The sequence below is a fragment of the Streptomyces sp. NPDC001852 genome, from assembly GCF_042891825.1.
Lineage (GTDB): Bacteria > Actinomycetota > Actinomycetes > Streptomycetales > Streptomycetaceae > Streptomyces.
This window is the reverse complement of record NZ_JBIATN010000066.1, coordinates 1-17,893: the sequence shown is the minus strand read 5'-3', so window position 1 is coordinate 17,893 and position 17,893 is coordinate 1. Positions and strand designations below refer to the sequence as shown.

Annotated in this window: 18 protein-coding genes and 3 pseudogenes; 10 read left to right on the top strand and 11 right to left on the bottom strand. The window is 68.9% G+C overall.

Going from position 1 to position 17,893, the window contains the following annotated elements; translation table 11 throughout:
- Positions 1-180: 180 nt before the first annotated feature.
- Positions 181-276: pseudogene (locus ACFYZB_RS45850) on the bottom strand.
- Between the two features lie 324 nt (positions 277-600).
- Here ACFYZB_RS45850 and gdhA point away from each other — a divergent pair.
- The 3 genes from gdhA (at position 601) to ACFYZB_RS45835 (ending at position 3,336) form a co-directional block, all read left to right on the top strand.
- Positions 601-1,956: an NADP-specific glutamate dehydrogenase gene (gdhA, locus tag ACFYZB_RS45845; RefSeq protein WP_388767946.1), complete on the top strand. Its 1,356-nt coding sequence runs from the start codon at positions 601-603 to the stop codon at positions 1,954-1,956.
- A 171-nt stretch (positions 1,957-2,127) separates the two neighbouring features.
- Positions 2,128-2,736, top strand: coding sequence for a GNAT family N-acetyltransferase (locus ACFYZB_RS45840; RefSeq protein WP_388767944.1), 609 nt, complete (start codon positions 2,128-2,130; stop codon positions 2,734-2,736).
- 186 nt (positions 2,737-2,922) lie between these two features.
- Positions 2,923-3,336, top strand: a complete 414-nt coding sequence (locus tag ACFYZB_RS45835; RefSeq protein ID WP_388767942.1) for a hypothetical protein — start codon at positions 2,923-2,925, stop codon at positions 3,334-3,336.
- A 156-nt stretch (positions 3,337-3,492) separates the two neighbouring features.
- On the opposite strand, the gene ACFYZB_RS45830 is transcribed toward ACFYZB_RS45835, so the two are convergent.
- Positions 3,493-3,810 carry a hypothetical protein gene (locus ACFYZB_RS45830; RefSeq protein ID WP_388767940.1) on the bottom strand — a complete coding sequence of 106 codons (318 nt, stop codon included), beginning with the start codon at positions 3,808-3,810 and terminating at the stop codon, positions 3,493-3,495.
- A gap of 378 nt (positions 3,811-4,188) precedes the next feature.
- Here ACFYZB_RS45830 and ACFYZB_RS45825 point away from each other — a divergent pair, with 378 nt between their 5' ends.
- The gene (locus tag ACFYZB_RS45825) at positions 4,189-5,406 is read left to right on the top strand and encodes an arylsulfotransferase family protein (RefSeq protein ID WP_388767938.1); all 1,218 of its coding nucleotides are present in this window, start codon (positions 4,189-4,191) and stop codon (positions 5,404-5,406) included.
- A 40-nt stretch (positions 5,407-5,446) separates the two neighbouring features.
- Here ACFYZB_RS45825 and ACFYZB_RS45820 read toward each other — a convergent pair whose 3' ends face one another.
- Positions 5,447-6,316 carry an alpha/beta fold hydrolase gene (locus ACFYZB_RS45820; protein ID WP_388767936.1) on the bottom strand — a complete coding sequence of 290 codons (870 nt, stop codon included), beginning with the start codon at positions 6,314-6,316 and terminating at the stop codon, positions 5,447-5,449.
- A 580-nt stretch (positions 6,317-6,896) separates the two neighbouring features.
- On the opposite strand from ACFYZB_RS45820, the pseudogene ACFYZB_RS45815 reads away from it, so the two are divergent.
- Positions 6,897-6,992, top strand: a pseudogene (locus tag ACFYZB_RS45815).
- 130 nt (positions 6,993-7,122) lie between these two features.
- Here the strand turns inward: ACFYZB_RS45815 and ACFYZB_RS45810 are convergent.
- The gene (locus tag ACFYZB_RS45810) at positions 7,123-8,163 is read right to left on the bottom strand and encodes a VWA domain-containing protein (RefSeq protein WP_388767934.1); all 1,041 of its coding nucleotides are present in this window, start codon (positions 8,161-8,163) and stop codon (positions 7,123-7,125) included.
- Positions 8,164-8,278: 115 nt separating this feature from the next.
- Between ACFYZB_RS45810 and ACFYZB_RS45805 the strand changes: the two genes are divergently transcribed.
- The gene (locus ACFYZB_RS45805) at positions 8,279-8,707 is read left to right on the top strand and encodes a VOC family protein (RefSeq protein ID WP_388767932.1); all 429 of its coding nucleotides are present in this window, start codon (positions 8,279-8,281) and stop codon (positions 8,705-8,707) included.
- Between the two features lie 311 nt (positions 8,708-9,018).
- Here ACFYZB_RS45805 and ACFYZB_RS45800 read toward each other — a convergent pair whose 3' ends face one another.
- From ACFYZB_RS45800 to ACFYZB_RS45790, 3 genes are all read right to left on the bottom strand, one after another.
- Positions 9,019-9,435: an ester cyclase gene (locus ACFYZB_RS45800; protein WP_351218016.1), complete on the bottom strand. Its 417-nt coding sequence runs from the start codon at positions 9,433-9,435 to the stop codon at positions 9,019-9,021.
- Positions 9,436-9,878: 443 nt separating this feature from the next.
- Positions 9,879-10,079, bottom strand: coding sequence for an ATP-binding cassette domain-containing protein (locus ACFYZB_RS45795; RefSeq protein WP_388767930.1), 201 nt, complete (start codon positions 10,077-10,079; stop codon positions 9,879-9,881).
- Positions 10,076-11,410 (bottom strand): alpha/beta fold hydrolase, encoded by a 1,335-nt coding sequence (locus ACFYZB_RS45790; protein ID WP_388767928.1) that lies wholly within the window; start codon positions 11,408-11,410, stop codon positions 10,076-10,078. Before ACFYZB_RS45790 ends, ACFYZB_RS45795 begins: the two co-directional genes overlap by 4 nt.
- A 68-nt stretch (positions 11,411-11,478) precedes the next feature.
- Here ACFYZB_RS45790 and ACFYZB_RS45785 point away from each other — a divergent pair, with 68 nt between their 5' ends.
- Positions 11,479-12,096: a TetR/AcrR family transcriptional regulator gene (locus ACFYZB_RS45785; protein WP_388767926.1), complete on the top strand. Its 618-nt coding sequence runs from the start codon at positions 11,479-11,481 to the stop codon at positions 12,094-12,096.
- Positions 12,097-12,142: 46 nt separating this feature from the next.
- Here ACFYZB_RS45785 and ACFYZB_RS45780 read toward each other — a convergent pair.
- Positions 12,143-12,911 (bottom strand): annotated as a pseudogene (locus ACFYZB_RS45780) (IS982 family transposase); the annotation flags it as partial.
- A 111-nt stretch (positions 12,912-13,022) separates the two neighbouring features.
- On the opposite strand from ACFYZB_RS45780, the gene dnaN reads away from it, so the two are divergent.
- Positions 13,023-14,162 carry a DNA polymerase III subunit beta gene (dnaN, locus tag ACFYZB_RS45775; RefSeq protein WP_388767924.1) on the top strand — a complete coding sequence of 380 codons (1,140 nt, stop codon included), beginning with the start codon at positions 13,023-13,025 and terminating at the stop codon, positions 14,160-14,162.
- On the opposite strand, the gene ACFYZB_RS45770 is transcribed toward dnaN, so the two are convergent.
- Positions 14,142-14,300 carry a hypothetical protein gene (locus ACFYZB_RS45770; RefSeq protein WP_388767922.1) on the bottom strand — a complete coding sequence of 53 codons (159 nt, stop codon included), beginning with the start codon at positions 14,298-14,300 and terminating at the stop codon, positions 14,142-14,144. The genes dnaN and ACFYZB_RS45770 overlap by 21 nt on opposite strands.
- Before the next feature lie 685 nt (positions 14,301-14,985).
- On the opposite strand from ACFYZB_RS45770, the gene ACFYZB_RS45765 reads away from it, so the two are divergent.
- Together ACFYZB_RS45765 and ACFYZB_RS45760 are read left to right on the top strand one after the other, a co-directional pair.
- Positions 14,986-15,336 carry a hypothetical protein gene (locus ACFYZB_RS45765; RefSeq protein WP_388767920.1) on the top strand — a complete coding sequence of 117 codons (351 nt, stop codon included), beginning with the start codon at positions 14,986-14,988 and terminating at the stop codon, positions 15,334-15,336.
- A complete protein-coding gene (locus ACFYZB_RS45760; protein ID WP_388767918.1) occupies positions 15,327-15,836 on the top strand; it encodes a hypothetical protein in 510 nt (169 codons plus the stop codon). The genes ACFYZB_RS45765 and ACFYZB_RS45760 overlap by 10 nt, the downstream gene beginning before the upstream one ends.
- Before the next feature lie 30 nt (positions 15,837-15,866).
- Here ACFYZB_RS45760 and istB read toward each other — a convergent pair whose 3' ends face one another.
- Complete coding sequence (gene istB, locus ACFYZB_RS45755) at positions 15,867-16,643, bottom strand: IS21-like element helper ATPase IstB (RefSeq protein ID WP_388767916.1); 777 nt, start codon at positions 16,641-16,643, stop codon at positions 15,867-15,869.
- A gap of 53 nt (positions 16,644-16,696) precedes the next feature.
- Entirely contained in the window at positions 16,697-17,806 is a 1,110-nt protein-coding gene (locus ACFYZB_RS45750; protein ID WP_388767913.1) for a hypothetical protein, read from the bottom strand.
- Positions 17,807-17,893: the final 87 nt, after the last annotated feature.

The following is a 17,893-nucleotide window of genomic DNA, read 5'->3' as shown; positions in this document are numbered from 1 at the left end:
GGCCGACCAACTGGACACCGCGATCGAGCAGAAGGGCAAGGGCGACCTCGCCGCACTCCTCGCCGGCGGCGACACCTGGACCGTCATCGGCTGACGACGAGGGACATCCGAACGCGCTCGACCGGCGGCCGGCCTGCAACGGCCCGCCGCCGGTCCTGCCTGTGCCCCTGCGGGGCTGGGCGGAGAGGGCAGGATTCGAACCTGCGTGGACCCCTGGGGGTCCGACCTCCGAGGCATGCTCGCCGGTCCCCGATCAACCACTCCGGGCACCTCTCCTCGATCCCGGCTTCGCCGTCCTGCGCGCCGCCGTTCACGTGAACCACTGTGCCGGCAGCCACTGACGGCACGCTGACGCGTACCCACGGCACCGGTCGTCTCCCGCTCCGGCGACGCCATAGCCGACGGCGCCAGGGTGGGGGAACCGCGAGGCACGGGACGTGGCAGCCGGCAGCCCGAAGTGAGTCAGGACCGCCCTCGAGCCGTACAACGGACCGTCCGACGGACCGGGTGCGCCGGAGGGCGACGGCCGGCCCCGCCGGGCCGCCGCCTGCGCCCGGGCCCCGCGCACCCACCCGCACGACCCGGCCGAAAGAGGTTGCCATGACAGAAGCACCCGCACGCGAAAGGCTCGACGCCGTCTACGCCGAGGTCGTCCGCCGCAACCCCGCGGAGCCGGAGTTCCACCAGGCCGCGCGGGAGGTCCTGGAGTCCCTGGCGCCGGTGGTGGCGGCACGGCCGGAGCTGGCGGAGGCGGCTGTCGTCGAGCGGATCTGCGAGCCGGAGCGGCAGGTGCTGTTCCGGGTCCCGTGGGTGGACGATGCGGGCCGGGTACGGGTGAACCGGGGCTTCCGGGTGGAGTTCAACAGCGCCCTCGGCCCCTACAAGGGCGGTCTGCGCTTCCACCCCTCGGTGAACCTCGGCATCGTGAAGTTCCTGGGCTTCGAGCAGATCTTCAAGAACGCGCTGACCGGCCTCGGCATCGGCGGCGGCAAGGGCGGCAGCGACTTCGACCCGCGCGGCCGCTCGGACGCCGAGGTGATGCGGTTCTGCCAGTCGTTCATGACGGAGCTGTACCGGCACATCGGCGACCGTACGGACGTACCCGCCGGGGACATCGGCGTGGGTGGCCGGGAGATCGGCTACCTGTTCGGCCAGTACCGGCGCATCACCAACCGGTGGGAGGCGGGCGTCCTGACCGGCAAGGGCGTGGGCTGGGGCGGCTCGGCCGGGCGGGTGGAGGCCACCGGGTACGGCAATGTGCTGTTCGCGGCCGAGATGCTCCGCCGGCGCGGCGAGGACCTGCCGGGACAGCAGGTGCTGGTGTCCGGCTCCGGCAACGTCGCCCTGTACACCGTCGAGAAGCTGCACGAGCTGGGGGCGCGGGCGATCACGGTGTCGGACTCCGGCGGATACGTCGTGGACGAGAAGGGCATCGACCTCGACCTCCTCAAGCAGGTCAAGGAGGTGGAGCGGGGCCGGGTGCGGGACTACGCCGAACGCCGCGGCGGCTCGGCGGTGTTCGTGCCGGGCGGCTCGGTGTGGGAGGTCCCGGCCGATGTGGCGCTGCCGTCCGCGACCCAGAACGAGCTGGACGCCGACGGTGCGCTGGCGCTGGTGCGCGGCGGGGTGAAGGCGGTGTCGGAGGGCGCGAACATGCCGGTGACCCCGGAGGCGGCCGACGTGCTGCGGGACGCCGGCGTGGCGTTCGGGCCGGGCAAGGCGGCCAACGCCGGCGGTGTCGCGGTCAGCGCGCTGGAGATGCGGCAGAACAGCGGTCGCGAGTCCTGGTCCCGGCAGCGTGTGGAGGGCGAACTGGCCACGGTCATGCGCGAGATCCACGACCTGTGCTGGCACACGGCCGAGCGCTACGGCGTCCCCGGTGACTATGTGACCGGCGCGAACATCGCGGGCTTCGAACGGGTGGCGGAGGCGATGCTGGCGCAAGGGGTGGTGTGAGGCCTTGTCGCGCCTCGGCATCGGCACACCCGGGCCGGCCGGCGACTGCCGAGAGGTGCCCGGCACTCTGCTGCGCCTGGCGGACCCCGGCACGGCACGGCCACACGCTTGCGGTCGACCCGCCGGCCGAAACGGGCTGCCGGTGCCGGGCCGATCGTATAGAACGAGGGCATGAGCCCGACGACGACTGCCCTCGGACCGCGGACGATCAGGGCGGACGACCTGCTGCTGCGCCCGCTGGCCGAAACGGACGAGCCCGCCGTCGCCGAGGCCCTGCAGGACCCCGGCATCCTGCGCTGGGCGGCGGGCAGATCCGTGACCGAGGCGCCGCCCCGGGACCGCGCCCGGGCCTGGCTGGCGCCCCGCCTCTCCTGCTGGGACAACGGCGCCGCGGTGTTCGCCGTCGCCGACCCCGTGCGGGGCACCCTGCTCGGCTCCCTCAGCATCAGGGAGATCAACCGCCTTCCCGACCAGGCGGTGGTGACCTACTGGGTGACACCGGCCGCCCGTGGCAGGGGGCTGGCCGCGAGGGCCCTGCAGACGGCGGCGCGGTGGGCCTTCACCCCGGTCGCGGACGGCGGCCTCGGACTGCACCGCGTCACCCTGGACCACGCCGTGCCCAACGTCGGCTCGTGCCGGGTCGCGACCGGGGCCGGCTTCCGCCTCGAAGGAACCATGAGGGACTTCTACGTCGACGCCGACGGCACCCGGCACGACTCCCACCTGCACGCCCGCCTCGCGAGCGACACCGGGGAGGAACAGCCGGCCTCCGCCCGGTGAACGGCGGGGCCGCAGCGATGCGGCCCGCCCGGCCCCGGGCCCTGCTCGAGCGGCGCGGGAACCCCGGTCGAGTCCGCGTGGACCAGGCAACCCCGCGGCCTCCGCCCACGGCACCATGGGATCGGGCGCCCCGCCCGACAACACCGTGCGCCCCGCCGGTCGTAGCGGGGGAAGGGACACGCCGTCATGACACCCACAGCCAGCCGTCGCTTACGCCGGGGCCGTGCCGCGGCCGTCACCGCGTCGGCCGCCGTCGCCCTCGCCACCGCACTCGCCGCCACCGGCTGCGACGCCGCCCACCGCACGCTGGACTGCGTGCGCACCGCCAACGCCATCGCCGACAGCGTCACCGACCTGCAGCAGGCGGCACGGGACGCGGCGCTCGACCCCTCGAAGGCCGACACCTACTTCGCCCCCATCAACAAGAACCTGAAGGACATCGGCCACCAGACCGACAACGTCGACGTGAACAAGGCGGTGGACGACCTCGGCAAGGCCGTGGACAACGTCAGCGAGTCCATCAAGCACGGCGACAAGAGCCCCGACCTCAGCCCGGTCAAGGACTCCGCGGGCGAACTGACCAAGGCCTGCACGTCGTAACGCCGCGCGCTGGAGCATCGAGCGGTGCGTGCCACGAACAAGGTGCCGTCCGGCACCCCAAAGGGCCCGCCGGAGTCGACCCGACGGGCCCTGCGAAGGTCAGCCCGACCGTCAGCCCGGCCTTTGAGTCGGCCGGTACCGAGGAAGCCGGTTCAGCTATTCGTGCGGACGTCCGGCCTCAAGGAACTGCCGATACACGAGGTGAAGCAGGGCGGCGTACGCGTGTTGCGAGCGGGCCACGGCCCGGTCGCCATCCGATGCCGTGTCGCCGAGCCGATCGATGCGCTGCATCAACTCCTCCAGCATCGCGAGGACGTCGACCGGCACCGGTTTGAAGATGCCGCTTTCCACGAATCTGATGACCGTTGTGACGTATTCGTCGGCTTCCGCCAGATCGGCGTACGTCATTTTCAGGCCCTGGGCCGAGCCGCCCGACGGAAATGGCAGGCGGCGCCACAGGGTGTAGGAATCCATGAAAGACAACGTCATTCTTAGCGCTTTCCTATCTGGGATCTTGGATTGACGCTCCGCCAGGCAGGCCGTAGGTTCTCGGACATGCAGCAGCGACCTGTCCTGACGACTCGCGGTCACATCGACCACATGCGGGTGTGCTCCGCTGCCTGTCGCCCCTGTTGAGAGCCCCCAGCGCCTCCAGGGTCTTCACCCCGTGTCCGACGGCGGCCCCTTCGGGCTGTTCGCGGACTTCTGTGTGAGCTGACGCGCCCGCCTGCGCGCGGCAGCGCCTTCCTGTAGTTGCCGTCCCTCGCTGCGTACGCCCCGCCGGCGTGCGCCTTCCGCACATGCCCGGAGCCGTCCCGTTCGGCTCCGGGCTGCCAGACAAGGACCCCTTTGATGCGTAGGAACACCCTGCCCGCCCGCGCTTCGGCTGTCGCGGCGACCGCCGTGATTGCCGGCCTGCTGCCCGTGACCAGCGCCGCAGCCGCACCCGCCGGGGCCGCGCCGCTGCCGCCGGTCACCGTCCTGACCGACAGGGCCGGAACCGGCAGCGGGGACATCTTCATCTCGCCGAACTCGGCCACCAGCCAGTACTCCAGCGGCGTGGAGATCCTGAGCCAGGACGGCAAGCGAGTCGTGTGGTCGCACAAGGTGCCCGCCGGGCAGGAAGCCGCCGACTTCCGCGCCCAGACCTACCAGGGCAGGCGAGTGCTGACCTGGTGGCAGGGCACCGGCCTCGGCTCCCTCGCGAGCGGCACCGACTACGTCTACAACGACCACTACCAGAAGATCGCCGAGGTCAAGGCCGGGAACGGCTACACCGCCGACGGCCACGAGTTCCTGATCACCCCCCGCGGAACGGCGCTGATCCTGGCCTACAAGCAGACCACGGCAGACCTGACCTCCCTGGGCGGCTCCGCGCACCAGAAGGTCATCGACGGCGTGACGCAGGAGATCGACATCCGCACCGGCCGGGTGCTGTTCCAGTGGAGCGCCGCCGACCACGTCCCCTACGCGCAGAGCGAGCAGCCGCTGCCCTCCTCGCCGGACACCCCGTGGGACTGGTTCCACATCAACGCCGTCAAGCCCGACAACGACGGCAACCTGCTCATCGACGCCCGCAACACCTGGACCACCTACAAGGTGGGCCACCGCACCGGCAAGGTGCTCTGGCAGCTCGGCGGCAAGGCGAGCACCTTCAAGGAGCAGGCTGCGCCCGGCCAGTACCTGAACACCGCCGGACGGATCTTCTCCTGGCAGCACGACCCCGAGCCGCTGGGCGGCGGCCTGTACCGGTGGTTCGACAACGAGTCCGCCGGTGCCGCCAACACCGGCACCGGCGCCGTGGAGGAGTTGCCGTTCAGCCGTGTGGTCACCGTCCGCCTGGACCGGCACACCCACACCGCGACCCTGGTCGGCTCCGTCGACCAGCCGGACTACCTCAGCGCATCCTCGCAGGGCAACGCGCAGACACTCCCGGGAGGCAACACCTTCGTCGGGTGGGGCTCGCTGCCGTACGTCACCGAGTTCAGCCCGTCCGGCAAGCTGCTGTTCGAGGCGAAGCTCCCCACCGGCGTGAACAGCTACCGCGCCTACCGCGTCACCTGGAAGTAGCCCGAGACGGCCAGGAGCGCTCTTCTTGAACGTGCGATGATCACGACCCGGCAGGCGAGAGCGGGAGCGTGGCGAGTTCGCCCAGAACCCGGGCCGCCGGTGCCGGGTCGACCAGCCACTTCAGGTGGCTGCTGGTGAGTGTGCGGACGTCGTAGGGGTTCTCCGGCGTCAGTGCGTCGCCCTCGCGGATCATCCGGTCCTGCATGGCGAGCGGCATGCTGGTGTCCTCGGTCAGCCGGATGTACGTCCTGGGGATCCGCCCCCACGTGTCGGCCTGTGCCCGGTCCTCGGGTGTGCCGACGTCGAGGTTCTCGTCGGGCTGGAAGGTGTTGAGGAAGACCATGAACTCCTCGTCCGTCCCGTCGGCGAGGAAGGCGGCCTTGAAGGCCGCGAGGGCGCCGGGGTCGGCGGTGCGGAAGTTGGAGCGCAGCAGCCCGAGTTCGGCCGGGTTCCCGACCATCGCCGACGCCAGCGCTGTGGCGTCGACCGTGGCCATCTCGGGCTCGCCGTAGTAGGCGCTGACGTCGAGGTCGACGGGGCACCAGGCGGAGACGTAGACGATGCGGTCGATCAGGTCGGGCCGCTGGTTGGCCGCGACGGTGGCCGTCATGCCGCCGCGGCTGTGGGAGACGAGGATGACGGGCCCGTTCCGTTTGGCCCGCTCCAGTATCCCGATGACGTGCGCGGCGTTGTCGGCGAGTGTGACGCCCTTGATGGCGCCGGGCGCGGTCGCGAGCCCTTCGAGGTCCTGCGGTGCCTGGTAGGCCTGCGGGTACGTCGCCGCGAACCCGTGCCCCGGAAGGTCGACGGCGACGGAGCGGTGCCCGAGGAGGCCGAGTTCGGCCTGGAGCGGCGCGAAGGAGAAGGAGTTCGCGAAAGCTCCGTGAACCAGTACGAACGTCGGTTGCATCTGTCTGCTCACTTTCTGGCCTCCGCGGCGTCGGCGGCGCGCGCATCGCCCGTTCCGGCGCCGCGCACCACCTCGCGGCCGAGGCCGAGGGACGAGTCGTCGTCCTGCGGCGCACCACCCGCGCCGCAGAGGCGTCTTCGTGCATGGCAAGCGCCGGCGGTCAAGTGCGGAGTGACGAGGGCGGCTTACGAACAGCTGCCTGTCATCCGAGGCTTCACAGTACTCAACGAAAGATCATCCGCACTACTGCCCAGGAGTCTCCGCCGGAGATCGAGGAGACGCCCCCTGGCGGCCGACGGACATCAGCGGGAAATCACGGGTCACGCAGGCGACGAGCGCCGCACAACGGCCCGAGGCACGCACTGATCGCAGACGGGGGCATCCACGGCCCCGGGCACGGCCGGCCCCGCCGATGCGCGCAACTCGAACCATCGCACGCCCACCCCCCGCCGGACCGCAGACGTGGTTCCGCACCCGCGACCGCCCGAACAGCGGTGTCGGCGCGGTATCAGTGCGGTGTCAGCGGCTCGGGCCACTGTAGTCCCAGTGACCGGCCCGCAAGATGGCGGGCCGGAAACAGGGAGAGGTGCCCGGAGTGGTTGATCGGGGACCAGCGAGCTCGCCTCACGGTCGGGCCCCATCGGGGCCCACGCAGGTTCGAATCCTGCCCTCTCCGCCGTAGAACGGACGTCCTCGGCAGCACCACCGGCTGACCCGGGCCGACCGGTCCCGGTGCCGCGACGACGACGCCGGGGCCGGACCCTGGACGCCCTTACGACGGAACGAGTTCCCACCGCGAAACGTGGTCAGAGCATCAGCAGCAGCCGTGTGTTGGGGACGAGCTTGCGGTTCACGCTCGTGCTCTGCACGAAGATCGTGAAGTCGTCGTTGTGGTCCGGCTTGACGCGGACTTCCACGTCCGGCAGGCCGAGGAGGGCGCGGGCCTCTGGCCCCGTGTACACCCGGTCCGTCTTCTTCTCCAGCACCGCGATCTGCTTCTTCGCCTGGATCTTCTCCGACTTGCTGAGCTGGTAGAACGCGCCACCGGTACGGTAGGTGTGCCCGCATTCGACGACCCAGTCCCGGATCGCCGCGTCACGCGCCACCGGGATCAGCTCGTACGCCGACGGTTCCACCGGGGCGAGGCCGGCCGCCTTGATGGTGTCCTTGTTGACCGTCTCGGCACCCGTGGAGAACACCGCCCGCGATCCCCGGATGCCCTGGGTGCGCCCGACCATGAACTTCTCGGTGGCCTGCCGGATGACCTGACCGGCCTCCTCCAGCCCCTGTGTGCTCGTGGCGTCCCAGACGGCGATGTTGTCCTTCGGGAAACCGCACTGCATGGCCTCCCGCTTGCCCATCTGGTCCGGCACGAGGACGGCCAGCGTCCAGTTGTCCTGCTGTGTCTCGATCATCTCGGCCACGGCCCCGACCAGTTCACGCGGATCCCTGGCAGGGGCATCCGGGCAGCGATGACTTGCGTTCTCCTGCCCGTCGGTGAGTATGAACGTCAGGAAGCTGTGGTCACCGTACAGTTGGGCCGTCTGCGCCAGCTCCCGCTGGGACTTCAGCGCTGCCGCCAGCAGTGCCGTCATGCCACCGACCCGGTACAGCTGCTTCAGCGACGGCATCCGCAGCACGTCCTTGTCGTAGATGACGCACTCCACCTGGTCCGCGAAGACGTACACCGTGACGCGCGTTTCCTGGTCCAGTTCCCCCGACCGGCGGGCGAGATACGCGATCTGCTGGTCGGCGACTTCGACCACCTTGCTGCTCAGATGCGACATGGACGAACTGGCATCCAGCACAAGAGCAACGTGATTGATGTAGTTCTGGCTTCCGGCCATGACCAGCTCCCCCTCATCCCGACTCGATGCTTTCACCGTCTCACGCACCACTGACAATCGATCCCGGCTCCCGCTCCCGCCCCACGGCCGAGGAAAGACCGGAGACACACCACCGATGTCCCATGACCAGCAGTACCCGCACGCACCCGAGCTGCAGGCGGCCGGCGTCCAGCTGAACCACACCGCGGTCTACGCGAGCGACCGGCACCTGTCCGCCGAGTTCATCGCCGCGATCCTGGGTCTGGAGGTCGGCGCCCCGTTCGGGCCGTTCCTGCCCGTCGACCTCGGCAACGGCGTGACGCTCGACTACTACGAGAAGAGGGACGCGCCGATCCAGTCACAGCATTACGCCTTCCTCGTGCCCGACGAGCAGTTCGACGCCGTGATCGCCCGCCTGGAGGCGGTCGGGGTCACCTACTACGCCGATCCCGGCCACACCGAAGCCGGCCACATCAACCGGCTGTTCGGAGGTCGCGGCGCCTACTTCGACGACCCGGACGGCCACAACATGGAGATCATGACTCGGCCCTACGTCCGCCCCTAGGGCGCGTACCGGAGTGGTGCATGGTGTCGGCGAGCTCCGTGCTGGTTTGCGAGCCACGCCAAGATCCGCCGGACCGGCCTAATAAGTACGGCACGTTCGACGGCTACCTTCTGCGCCAGCCGACCGACCCTCGCAAGCTGTATCCGCATAGGGATGGTCCTCTACGGGAACCGCCATTCTTGGTGGACATGGCACTCGCAGCCTGAAGCGGCAGCGGGTCCTGGCTGCGCCGGCGGCCAGGTTCAAGTCGTCGGTTGCGTCCATGACGACCGGCCCGACTGGCGCCGGCAGGCAGTGAGGCAGCGGATGGGTCATGCATCGGCCAGGCCGAGCTGACGCAGCATGCCGAGTTCGTCGCTGCTGCCCCAGCGCTCGACGAGCTTGCCGTCGCTGTCGAAGCGGCTTATCTGCATGCCGCGGTAGCTCACCTTCTTGCCGGTCGCCGACCGTCCCATCAGCGGTCCCAGATGCGTCCCGCTGATCACGTAGGCGAAGGCCAGCTCGTCGTCGGTGGCCAGCAGGTGTTCCACCTCGACGTGCAAGTCGGGGAAAGCGGCTCGCAGCTCGTTGAACATGGCTTTGTAGCCTTCGGGTCCCTGGGCCTGTCCCGGAGCGGGGTCATGATCGACAGAATCGGGCGCGACGATGTCGTCGAGGGCATCGAGGTGCCCGGTGACCACGGCCTCTGCGAATGCGGTCTGTGCGGCGATGTTCGCTTGCTGCGCCATGGGCACTCCCGGGCGTGTACGGGCCACCGGCTCGTTCACCGGCTGAGAGGTCCGCACCTACGCCGTATACCGACCGTACATCCGGCGCTCCCACGCAGCATGTCTGGACGGCAGGCCTGCGACTCCGCCCGGAGCGGGGCCGCCGGTCCCCAGCGCGGTGCCCCGGCGCGTGGCCGCGAGACGTCGGCCGTGTGGGGCCGGGATCGGGCAGGGCAGTCCCACCGCAGCCTCCGCTCGAAGTCGACGCCTGCCGCGCGAACGCGGGCGATCTGCTCACCCAGGGCTCCGTTGTCTTGTACCCACCGGCGAGGAGGCCGAGGCTGCCGCCACCGGCCGCCGCGATGACCAGTTCTGGTGTGGTCGGACCACCTTCCATCGGCGCCGCCAGAACGGGTACCTCGACCCCGAGATCAGTGAGCGGCGAAGCCATCAGCGGTCTCCTTCTACCCCACCAACGGCCGCAACACGGGCGCGGCGGGAGACCGGCCGAGTACCTCCACACGCCCCGACACGCCACGCTGGATCCCGATCACGGCGCGCAGCAGAGATGTCTTCCCACAACCGCTCGGCTCCAGCACTGCCGTCACCGAACCTGAGGGCACTTCGAAGTTCACATCCGCGACCACTACGGCGGCGCTCTTCATTTGTGGTCGCGCAGGAAGGCAGGGATCTCGTCGCGGGTCGGGTAGTTCGGCAGGGGTGCTCGCTTGCCCTGAAGGAACGCGGTGATGACGGCGACGGCCCGGTCGTTGTTGTCGTCGAGGCCGTTCCACATGTGGTGTCCGACTCCGGGCATGTACTGCGTGCGCTGGATGGCGGGGTCATGGGCAAGGACGGTGGTCTCCCATTGACGGACCTGGGAGGAGCACTCGGCGATCATCAGCATCGCGGGGGTCCGGGAGCGCCTCAGTTGCGGTGCGATGGAGGGTGAGTCCTTGACCGTCTGCTGAATGCGGAGGCTGGCGGCGGGGCTGAAGGAGAAGTTCTGTGCGGTGTCCTCGGCGGGGATGCGGTGCGCGTCGCGCGCGCAGTATGCGGATGCGGTGTCGCTGCCGAGATCTGCGGCGGTGAAGGCGTTGACGCCTTCGGCCTGTCCGATCAGTCCGGTGTCGGGGCTGAGGAGTCCGAGCCGCATGAGGCCGAAGGCCACGGCATACCGGGGAACGTGCGTCGATCGCGGCCCGGTCGGGGCCGGCGCGAGGCCGCGCGCGGATTTTCGGCCCTTGTGCCCGGCGATGTGTGCGGTAGGGCCGTCCATGGGACCGGGCTCGGCGATGATCGCCCGGTGCAAGCGTGCGGCGACGCTCGGGTCAGCCAGGGCTCGGGTGAGCACGGACCCGCCTGAGGAGAATCCCAGGATGTCGACCTTGCCCTTGTCCAGGCGGTCGATGAAGGCGGCAAGGTCGCGGACCGACCTGGAGATCGTGTACTGGCCCATGGGGAGCAGGTCGCTTCGTCCGCCACCGGCCTGTTCGTAGGCGTAGACGTCGTAGCCCTGGCGTGCCAGGAGTTGCAGGAACCGGTGGTCGAGCACCGAGATGCCACGGACCGGTCCGCCGTTGAGGTACACGAGCGGGATGGGGTGCCGGGTGCCGGAGTTCGCGGCCGGGTAGTGGTACACCGCTACGCGGCTGCCTGTGGCCAGGCTCCAGTGCTGCGTGGCCACGAAGGGCAGGGAGGGCGGGTACCGCCGCGCCGTCGGCACGGTCGGGATGCAGACCGTCGCTGTCAACGCTGCCGCGACGACCACCGGCAGGAACGGCACGAGCCGCGCCGGCCAGGTGCGGTGCCGGCCCCGCCACAGCGCGAGGACAGCTCCGACTCCAAGGGTCGTCAACCATGCGGCGAGCCCCGAGCCTGCCCCATCTGTGAGGGCGATCAGTGCGAGAAAGACGACGACCAGCATTGTGACGGCGGCCGGGGCCGGCAGTAAGCGTCCAGTGAAGCGGACGAGGCGTATGGCGGACGTGGGCACGGCGGACCTCCGACAGTTTCAGAACGCTGTTTCAAAACGACGTTATCAGAGGAGGTAGGCTGCTGGCCGTGGGTAGGCCGAGAACAAACGACGAGGCCGTCAAAGAGCGGCTTGTGGAGTGCGCGACCGAGATGCTCGCCACCCGTCCGCGGGAGTCGCTCACGGTCCGCGCCGTGGCCGCTGCCGCCGAGGCGTCGACGACGGCGGTGTACTCCCTGTTCGGCGGTAAGGACGGGCTGATCGGTGCGGTGCGCGACAGAGCCGTCGCCGGCCTGTTCCAGGACGTGTCGGCGGTGCAGACCTCCGCGGACCCTCTCGCCGACCTCTACGCGCTGGCCGTCGCCTACCGTCGTTGGGGGCGGGGACACAGCCATCTGTACACGGTGCTGTTCGGTGGTGTGCAGTCCTTCGACCCGTCGGGGGAGGTCGGTGCCAGTGACCCGATCCGTCCGCTCCTCGCGGCGATCGATCGCGCGTTGGCGGCCGCCGTCCTCGTCGGCGAGGCGACGTCGATCGCCTTGTCGATCTGGGCCGCCCTGCACGGGCTGGTGACTCTTGAACTGGCCGGGGCCCTCGACGACGCCACGGCCGAGGCTGCATTCCGCTCGTCGATTTACGCCACGTTGCGCGGGTGGGCGGCCCCGGAGGTGTTCTGCAGTCTTCGCCAAGCCGAACTCGCTCCGTGACAGGGTCAGGGCCGGTGTCCGGGCTCTCCCGATCCTGGCTGAAGCGCTGGCCCTCGAAGGTCTCGTTGATCGACTCAATGACCAGTCTCAACGGCTTGAACAAGGGCGCTCCGGGCCGCTCGGGCTCACCCTTGCGGGCCGGCCGCAGCAGTTGGATGGCGTGCTCGGCCAGTTGATGTTCGAAGTCGCGGCCGAAGTAGTTCTTGTCGCCGATCAGCGTCTGACCGGGCCGGTCGGCGACGAGGTCGGGTTCGGCCGCGAACAGGTCGAGCAGGGTCTCGCGCTCGTCGGCCTTCGGCACCGGTCAGCGTGAAGGCGACGGGCAGTCCGTGCAGGGTGCACACCAGGTGCAGACGCAGGCCCCAGAAGAACCGGCTATGGCTGGCGCAATAGCCGTATTCGGCCCATCCGGCCAGGTCGGACCGCTTGACGGTCTCGCGCGAGCGATCGCACTCGACGGGTGTGGAGTCCACGAGCCACACGTCATCGCTCCACACGGAAGTGTCGGCGGCAAGAAGCCTGGTGATCCGGCGCAGCAGCTCGGCGACCTTGCGCAGCCGCTTGTTGCAGCCGGGCTGCTGGGGCAGGTACGGGAAGAGATGCCGCAGGTGGCAGCGAGCGTGGCGGAGCCACTTGGCCTCGGAGGTGAAGCCGAGCATGGCCTGCATCATCGCGAGCGTGACCAGTTCGGCATCGGTCAGCCGCGGTGCGATGCCCACCGCAGGCCGCCATGGGGCCAGATGCGGCGAGACCTTCAGCAGGTCATCGGTCTTCACATAGAGCGCGGTCGCGAGGCAGTCCAAGTCGGGCGTCACCACCAGATCGTGGGCTTCCTCGCCCTGATGTGCCGGGACGGACAGAGCGTTGTCAGTGGTGACGTATAGCGTGCGCGGACCAACTGGTGCGACACGACGGGGGATGTACGGATGGAGTTCCGGATCGAGCGAGGCGCTCTTGCCGAGGCCGTGGCCTGGGCGGCCAGGTCGTTGCCCTCACGTTCTCCTGTGCCTGTGCTGGGTGGCTTGATGCTGGACGCGGCGGAGGGACGGCTGCGTATCTCGGGCTTCGACTACGAAGCGTCCGCGACCATCGAGGTCCCGGCGGAGACGCTGACAGCCGGTCGGGTGCTCGTGCTGGGGCGCAGACTGCTGGACATCTGCCGGGTATTGCCCGATGCGATGGTGGCGTGCGCACTGGAAGGAACGCGCTTCACGATGGAAGGGGGCGGTACGCGCTTCGGGCTGTCGACTTTGCCCATGCATGAGTATCCGGCCCTTCCCGAGCTCCCCGCCTTTTGCGGAACGTTGGATGCGGCAGAGTTCGCGGCGGGAGTCGCACAGGTCGTGATAGCCGCCGGCCGTGACGACTTCCTCCCGGTGCTCACGGGGATCCAGCTCCGGCTGGATGGTGAGTCCATGACGTTGGCCGCTACGGACCGATACCGGTATGCCGTGCGTGTGGTGCCGTGGAAGCCGGAGGGGGCGGTTTCCGATGCGGTGGAGGTAGTGGTTCCCGGCCGCAGGCTGACCGAGATCTCCCGTGCGCTGGCGAAGTCGGGGCTGATCCGCATCGGGCTGAGCGGCACGGGTGGCTCGGGTGGTGGCTTGATCGCCTTCGAGGGAACCGGGATGTGTACGACACTGCGGTTGCTGGAAGGGCGGCTGCCGCGCTACGACAAGTTGTTCACACTGGACAGCCCGGCAGTCGCGGTCACGGAGCGGGAGGCACTCGCCGACGCCGTCCGCCGTGTCGCGGTCGTCGCGGAGCCGAACAGCCCGATCCGGCTCGACTTCTCCGCCCAGGGAACTCTCCTCCTGCAAGCGGGGTACGAGGACGACATCGCTTCGCAGCAACTCGCGGCTGCGTTGACCAACGCCGATGACCTGGCGGTCGCCTTCAACCCCGCGTACTTGCTGGAAGCCCTCAACTCCTTCAACGCCTCCCAAGTGCGCTTTGAACTTCTGGGCCCCGGCCAGCGGGCACTGCTCAGTGGAGTACCGGACGAGGATGACACGACACGCGAGGATCACCGCCACCTACTCATTTCAGTGCGGCAACTGAGCTGACGGACACCAGGCGTCGGCCTCGGCGGACATGAGGGCGTCGGCGAACGATTTGACCATCGCGCGCAGCAGATCGGGACTCGCCGCGGCGAGGTTGTCTTCCGCGAGAGCCTGCAGGGGCAGACTGTCGGGTGCGGTCATGTTGGACGCAACCCGCAGTCCTCGGCCCACTGGATCCACCAGACGTGTCCCGGCGCTCCTGGTCGATCGCTGGGCCTGTTTCCGACAGGTCATGCGGGGACCGCTTGGACAACGAGAACGGGGACCAGGCTGCTCCGTTCGTGACGTCGTTCGACACCGTCACATCTTCATGATCGGCAACGAGAATCGGGGCCACCCCTATCGGGTGACTTCTGTCCCAGCGTGCGCGAGGTCGTGAGTGTCTGGGCCGAGGGGAACGGTTCGGGTTGGATAGGTTGGGGCTCCCGGGGCCGCTCGGGCTGTGTCCCTGACAGGCATGGCTTGGGAGGTCCCGGCCTCGTGCAGGGATGGCGGCCATCCCTTCAGCCCCGCAGTCTTCATCGGTGCGACAGATGAGCTGAATGCCCTCTTCCGTGAGAGTTGTCATGTACCGTTAGCGATCTGCGCCACTGCACCACCCAAGATCGTCATTGCTCGATGACCTTGAGGGGGAGTTGTGCTGACCGGCACTCACAGCACGTCCAGATCCGTCCGCGGCCTGGTGCTGCGCTCTCTGATCGCAGTCTCGTTCACTACGTCTGTCGCGCTGGTGGGCGGGGTTGCAGCCGCAGATCCTGCACCGCCGTCGGCGACGAAGGCAGAGCCCGTCGTGAAGCTTCAGGCTGGCGGGACCACGGGGGATTCCGTGAAGGACGTCGTGTACTGCGACTTGTTCGCCAACAAGCCGAACTACAGCGGAGGGAAGATCACCGGGACGGGCGGGATCAGTTCCTGCAGTCCGCACACACCGTTCTCGTGCAGCAGCGAAGCGGATCTGCAGATCTACCTCACCGGGCCCGGACGCTGGGAGACGCAGGCGGCCAGCCCGCGGCAGCACAGCTGTCCGCCTCCGGCGCGTTCGACGAAGGCGTCGTCCAGCTGTGATCCGTCCTCGACGACGTACTCGTATCGCACCGAGACGTTGGGGACGATCTACTACGGCGAAACGAGCAGCGGCACCGCATACAGCAACGTGCTCAACGTGAAGTGTCTGTAGCAACAGCCGTCGTGGTGGCGGGCGCCGACGCCCGCCACCACGCGTGCCCGTTCACGGAAGGCGGGAACCTCAAGGACATGGACGACGTGTTGGCGACGAGTGGGCGACTCGCGCCACGGATCATGGACGCTCGCTTGAGTGACGAGTCGTTCGCAGCATGGGTGAGTAAACGCTGCTCCGTTTGGGGAACAGACCGCGACGACCTCCTCGCCCAGGTCGAAAGCGTCGTACTGATCGCACTCATCGCGACCGCACCTGAGGCAGCCGCCGACGCGGGTGAGGCGGAGTGGCGAGCCAGGGCCCTGGCAAAGCTCCAGCACCAGGACGATGTGGAGCTCTTCGCCGCGCTTCCCCGCCCTCTGCCAGCAGAGCTGGGGCCCCGGGTCGAGCAGCTGCGCCTGATGTCGACGGGCGTGACGTCCAGCTCGGCCGTGCGCTGGCTGCGTCTGGTCGACACGGCCGGCGAGTTCCTGGGCTCCGGGCCGCCGCCCCGAGGATAAGGTCGTGCGCCTGGGGCCCGGGTTGCGTCATCAGCTCGGGCAGCCGGTGCTGCGCTCAGCCTCAGTGGCCTGGAAGCGGTAGGAGTCGGTGCCGGTCTGGATCAGCGTGCAGCGAAAGGTGATCCGGTCAGCGATGGCCGCGCAGAGGCGCGGCTCGTTGAAGATCGCCTCCCACTCGTTGAACGGGGAGTTCGTGGCGACTGCGGTCGCTTTGCGTTCCTCCCGCTCGGTGAAGATCTGAAACAGCAGCTTGGCGCCCTTCTTGTCCAGGTCGAGGTAGCCGAACTCGTCCAGACACAAAAGATCGACCTTGCTGTAGCGGGCGATCACGGAAGACAGGCGCTTGGCGGTGGCAGCCTCGGCTAGCTCGTTCACCAGGGCCGCGGTGGTGATGTAGCGGACCGACAGCCCGGCCTCGGCAATCGCCGTACCGATCCCGATCAGCAGATGACTCTTGCCCGTGCCGCTGTCACCGATCAGGACCAGGGGACGGCCCTCCTGGACCCATGCAGGATTCTTCAGCTCGCCGATGATCTCGGGCGACACGTGAGGATTCTTCTCGAACCGAAAGTCCTCCAGCCGCTTCGGCCGCGGGAAACGGGCCGCGCGGATCAGACGCTGCTGACGGCGAAGCTCCCGGTCGCTGCGCTCCAGCTGGAGCAGGTCGAGCAGGAACTGCTTGTAGGTCAGCTGCTCACGGCGGGCGGTCGCCGCGGTCTCGATGAACCGCTTCCGCAAGGCCGGCAACCTGAGGTCCCGGCAGAGCTCGTCGATCGCCGCGTCCTCCGGATCGCCGGGCAGCGGCATCCGGGTGGACGGGACCTCGCCCGTCTGCCGCTCGGCGGTGGCGGTGGTGGGGGTCATGCGCTGGTGCCCTTCTTCGGCGTCGCCGCCGTGGTCGAAGTGGTCGTCGTGGTGGTGGGAAGCGGCTTCAACAGCCGGTCGTACTTGCTCATGTCCGGCAAACCCGGCCGCAGGTCCGGCGGCAGCCGTTTGGTGTGCAGGGAGATCACCTTCGCGACGCCGTTGCGGGCCGGCTCTCCGCCGTCGTGTTTATCGTGCTCGTCGACGAACCCGGTGTCCGCATCGTCGTCGGTGTCGGCCGGGGTGTTCTCCAGCGCCTTACGGGCCTCGATGGCCACCAGGTCGGTGCTGATCGCGCCGACCTTCAGCACCGTGGTCATGCCGGCAACGACCGCCTCGGAGGGAAGCTGCCGGTGCAGCAGCAGGACCTCGATCAGCATCTGAGTGCCCTCGCGGTCCCCGCACTTCTGCTTGGCTGCCGCCCAGAACGCCTCGTGCGTCTTGGTGAACACCCCTTCCGCGCGGGCCTGCGCCAGCGCCGCGGCCCCGGCGAACGCACCCGGCTTGACCAGCAGGATCTCCAGGTAGTGGTCGAGGATGTCGTGGTAGGTGTAACGGAGCGTCAGCCGCGGATGGCGGGCGACGACCTTGCGCCCGTCGAAGATCCACACCTCATTGGCCCTCAGCTTCACCCGCACCTTGGCGCCGATGAACCGCGCAGGCACCGAGTAGTAGCACTGGCGGACGGTGACCCGCCCGTTGCGGTGGACCACCGGGGTTAGGTCGATGCCGGTGTCGTACTCGTCCGCCGGCAACGGATGAAGCAGGGGCTTCTCGGTCTCGAAGTCAAAGCCGACCGAAGTCGGACGCCCCTGGATGTGGCGGGTGTCCTCCTCGGCATCGATCGCCGCCAGGCGCTCGTTCAGCTCCGCCAGCGACTCCACCTCCGGCGGAGGAACCAGGTGACGGCGGCGGAACCGGCCGCCCTCGTGCTCCACCCCGCCCTTCTCATGAGCACCGGCCTCCCCAGGAGTGCAGTAGAACGGCTCGAACCCATACCAGGACCGAAAGGCCGTCCAGCGGGCCGACTCGGTGCGGGAGCGACCGAACAGGACCTGCTTCACCGCGGGCCTGAGGTTGTCGTAGCGGATGTGGACGGTCGGCACCCCTCTAATATGCGGGTCTCGATGTCAACCCCGAGGGGACCATGCCGCGGTCTGGAGAGTCGATCGATCAGCAGGATTCGAAGCTTG